1 pseudogene is annotated in these 304 nt (G+C 50.3%); it reads right to left on the reverse strand.

Annotated features, from left to right (window positions below):
• Positions 1-304 (reverse strand): annotated as a pseudogene (locus tag NET03_RS13405) (IS1380 family transposase); the annotation flags it as partial.

The following is a 304-nucleotide window of genomic DNA, read 5'->3' on the forward strand; positions in this document are numbered from 1 at the left end:
CAGACGTATGGACTCCTCCCAAAGAATCGTTTCGGTCATCGGAAGACAAGCGAGCTGATCGAGTCGTTGTCGCAAGGTTGGAGAGGAAGGCACGTGCTGAATCCCCATCGATGCCGAAAAGATATCGTCCTGACGATACGCTTCGATATGATCGAAATCCGTTTTTCCTGTGGCAAGCAAGCCAATCATCGAGCGAATGACATCGCTATGGGAAATGTGCACTTCTCGACGAACCGTTGGAAGCCGAAGTGCGTTTACCCGTTTATCCAGTTTCGTTCGATGGAGTAAGTAGCCAACGAGAGCA

This window comes from Thermomicrobium sp. CFH 73360 (assembly GCF_023806465.1).
Classification (GTDB): Bacteria; Chloroflexota; Chloroflexia; order Thermomicrobiales; family Thermomicrobiaceae; genus Thermomicrobium.